Below are 3,060 nucleotides of genomic sequence, written 5' to 3' on the forward strand. Positions count from 1 at the left end.
ATGTCCTTGTGGATCACTTTGTGGCCGCGCTCCCCGAGTTGGTGGGCGAGCAGCAGAGCGGGTGACCCGGCGGTGAGGGCGCTTTCCGGCTTGTACGCCTTGCCCAGGATGCACACCGGTAAGCCCGTCTGATCAGCCCACCGGACCGTCAAGTCCGCGAGCCAGCCGGACTGCGCCTCGCGCGCGTGCGTCATCTGGCCGAGCAGGTCGTACGACAGTTCAAGGCGTTCAGCCAGCCACGACATGGCGATCAGATCACGCGGATGGCATGCTCCCCCATCTCCCATGCCGCCTCGCAGGTACTTGGGCGAGATGACACGGTCGGTGGCCAAAGAGAGTGCGTCGATGACCTCGTCGCAGTCAGCGCCGGTCTTCTCGCAGATCTCCATGATGGTGTTGCCGATGACGACCTTCGCCGAGATGACCGTGTTGTACGCGACCTTGATGAGTTCAGCGGACTCGATGGACGTCTTGAACAGTGGGCGCCCATGAAGGCGCTCGTACACCTCGACAACGGGGTCCAGGTGCTCGGGTCGGTCAGCGCCCATGAGAACGAACTCGGGCTGCAGGAAGTCCGCGATCGTCGTGCCCATCGCGATGAACAGAGGCGAGTAGACGAGTGTGACGTGGGCGTTCAGCAGGCCCCGCAGATGCTTGTTGCACGTCCCGGGCAGTGCGGTGGACACCACAACCAGGGTGATCGGCTTGGCCTGCTCCGCGGCGGCCCGACACACATCCCGGACGGCCTGGACGAGGAACCCATACTCGAAGTCGCGGCGCTCCCACGGTGCCGGCGTCTCGCCGCCATAGGCGGGAGCATGTGGAGTCTGTACAGCGACGAACACGACGTCGGCGTGGGCGACGACCTCGCCGACCGTGTGAGCGAGCTTCAGCGGGCCGCGGTCGATCAGATCAGCGAGCCCCTGCTCTCCATAGTCGCCCCCCTTGGAGAACATGCGCTCAACCCGGGCACGGTCGAGGTCGTAGCCGAGAACGTCATGGCCAGCGAGGTGCTGCAACGCCAAGGCGCAGGGGGCCCCGAGCTTGCCAAGCCCGATCCAGCCGACGTTCATGGTGTCCTCTCGGGGGTCCAGGCGGCCCTGAGCGTTGCGATGTCGCGGGCGCGGGCCGTCTTCATCGGGGGTGAGTGGTAGTCCGCGGTGCGGTACCCGGCTTGGGCGTCGCGCCACGTCTGGTCGTTGTGTCCGCCGGTCAAGTCGTGGCGGTCATGCAGGACGTCCACTTCGATGCGGTGGTGGGCGCCTACCGCGGTCGCTACGTCCTGGACCCAGGAGTCGCAGTGCGGCGACAACGAGAAGTGCCCCAACGTGTCGACGATCGACCGGTGGACGATCGGGAAGATGTTCAGCATCGGTGAGTCGTTGTGTGCCGGCCACAGCACGCCTCGATCGGCTTCCTCGACCCGCGAGTCCCAGCCTGGGGTGAGCATGCGGGCGTCGTCGTTCCACAACAGCAGCCACTCCCCTGCCGCGAGGCCAGCGAGGTGGTTCACGTACTCGTGGAGGCGGTGGTAGCCGTACCTGGTGGGCGCCACCCAGTACGTGGCTCGGGACCGTTCGGCAGCTTCCGCCGTGTCCGGGTCATCAGGATCCGCGGCGACCAGGATCTCCAAGCGGCCAGGATCATCGGCCATGACGCGCAGGGACCCGATGGAGTCCGCCAGCGGCTGTGGGCGCCCACGGGACGGCAGGAGGACGGAAATCACGTGATTCTCACCGCACCGGCGTACAAGACGGGGATCTCATCGGTAGTGGTGACGCGGATCCACACCCCGTAGGTGCCTTCCGTTAGAGCGCCCACCGTACTGCCAGCGCCGATCTTGACCTTGGCGTAGCCGCCATCCCACTGAGCGGTCTTCCAATCGCTGGTGTCCGGCTCGATCGAGTAGGGCACCAGTGCCATCTGGACCGTCATGGACTCCGTGTAGTCACCTGTGACGGGTGCCCGCACGTACTCCACGGAGGAGGACGGAATGCAAGGAATCGACACGCCGGCCTCCTCACGTGGTGGGCGCCCCAGCGGACCAGGAGCGGGCGGGACTTGCCGTACTGAACTGGCGCGCGGGCGAGCCAGCCGACCATCGGCGAGATGGGGATCCGACGGTGATGGTGATGTCGCCTGCCGGGTCTGTGGTGGACACGGCGGGAGCAGGAACGGTTGCCGCTGCGGAGACCACGTCAGGCCGGGCCGTGGACGTGATCGACGCGGCGGGGATGGTGGCGGTGGCCTGCACCGCAGCCGGGGAGGCCGAGGTGTAGGACGTCGCCGTTGGGGTTGGGATGGTCGCGGTAGTGGTGATGGTCGTCGTGGTGGTCGTGGCGCCGGCCGAGGTGGTGGGCGCCGGGATCGCAGCAGCCGCGGTGACGGTTGCTGGGGTGGCGGTGGAGTTGCCGTCGGCCAGGACGTCCGGTGCGGGGATGGACGCGGTGGCTGTGACCACCGCAGGGCTTGCCGAGGCCCCGGTGGTGGTCGCTGGGGACGGGATGACCGCGGCGGCGGCTACGGCACTTGGTGAGGCCGTGGAGCTCGTCTCGGCTGAGGGCGTGTTGACCGCTGCCGCGCAGGCGACCACAGACGGGAAAGCCGTGGACGCCGTGGTGGTCGTGGGCGGGCTGATCGACGCGACCGCCTGGACCGTGTCCGGGGTGGCTGTGGTCGAGGAGCCCGACTGGACCGCCGGCGCTGGGATCGACGCGGTAGCGGCCACGGCTTCCGGGGAAGCAGTCGAGTCCGCGGAGACGTCCGGGGCAGGGATGCTCGTCGTCGCCTCGACGGTGGCCGGGGTGACCGCTTGGCCTGACGTGGTCGTGGGCTCCGGCACGGATGCCGTGGCGGCGATAACCCCGGGTGTCAGCGTCGAGTTGGACTCGATGGTGGGCGCCAGTACCGAAGCGGTCGCGGCCAGGATCGCAGGGCTGGCTGTGGAGCTCGCAGACGGGGACGCCGCGGGCACCGATGCGGTGGCCTGAACCGTCCCGGGTGACGCGGTCTGGCCGGCACTCGCCGTGGGCGCCGGAACGCTCGCCGAGGCAGTGACGG

5 protein-coding genes are annotated in these 3,060 nt (G+C 68.2%); 2 read left to right on the forward strand and 3 right to left on the reverse strand.

Translation table 11 applies throughout. The features are described from left to right. The 3 genes from AB0J58_RS44095 to AB0J58_RS44105 all read right to left on the reverse strand — a co-directional run. On the reverse strand, positions 1–1,073 hold a 1,073-nt coding region (locus tag AB0J58_RS44095; RefSeq protein WP_364227608.1), incomplete at its 3' end, for an NAD(P)-binding domain-containing protein. After that, complete coding sequence (locus AB0J58_RS44100) at positions 1,070–1,726, reverse strand: glycosyltransferase (RefSeq protein WP_364227611.1); 657 nt, start codon at positions 1,724–1,726, stop codon at positions 1,070–1,072. The genes AB0J58_RS44095 and AB0J58_RS44100, both read right to left, overlap by 4 nt. Next, entirely contained in the window at positions 1,723–1,935 is a 213-nt protein-coding gene (locus AB0J58_RS44105) for a hypothetical protein (protein WP_357795770.1), read from the reverse strand. Before AB0J58_RS44105 ends, AB0J58_RS44100 begins: the two co-directional genes overlap by 4 nt. Before the next feature lie 197 nt (positions 1,936–2,132). Here AB0J58_RS44105 and AB0J58_RS44110 point away from each other — a divergent pair, with 197 nt between their 5' ends. Beyond that, a complete protein-coding gene (locus tag AB0J58_RS44110; RefSeq protein ID WP_357795768.1) occupies positions 2,133–2,279 on the forward strand; it encodes a hypothetical protein in 147 nt (48 codons plus the stop codon). Between the two features lie 21 nt (positions 2,280–2,300). Beyond that, entirely contained in the window at positions 2,301–2,990 is a 690-nt protein-coding gene (locus AB0J58_RS44115; protein WP_357795765.1) for a hypothetical protein, read from the forward strand. Positions 2,991–3,060 lie beyond the last annotated feature (70 nt).

Origin of the sequence: Streptosporangium sp. NPDC049644, from assembly GCF_040675205.1 — a bacterium.
GTDB classification, from domain to species: Bacteria; Actinomycetota; Actinomycetes; order Streptosporangiales; family Streptosporangiaceae; genus Streptosporangium; species Streptosporangium fukuiense.

Bases quoted from the DNA above. Each gene is read 5' to 3' on its own strand.
- AB0J58_RS44115 (WP_357795765.1), top strand. From the start codon at position 2,301: ATGGTCGCGGTAGTGGTGATGGTCGTCGTGGTGGTCGTGGCGCCGGCC.
- AB0J58_RS44110 (WP_357795768.1), top strand. From the start codon at position 2,133: ATGTCGCCTGCCGGGTCTGTGGTGGACACGGCGGGAGCAGGAACGGTT.
- AB0J58_RS44105 (WP_357795770.1), bottom strand. From the start codon at position 1,935: ATGACGGTCCAGATGGCACTGGTGCCCTACTCGATCGAGCCGGACACC.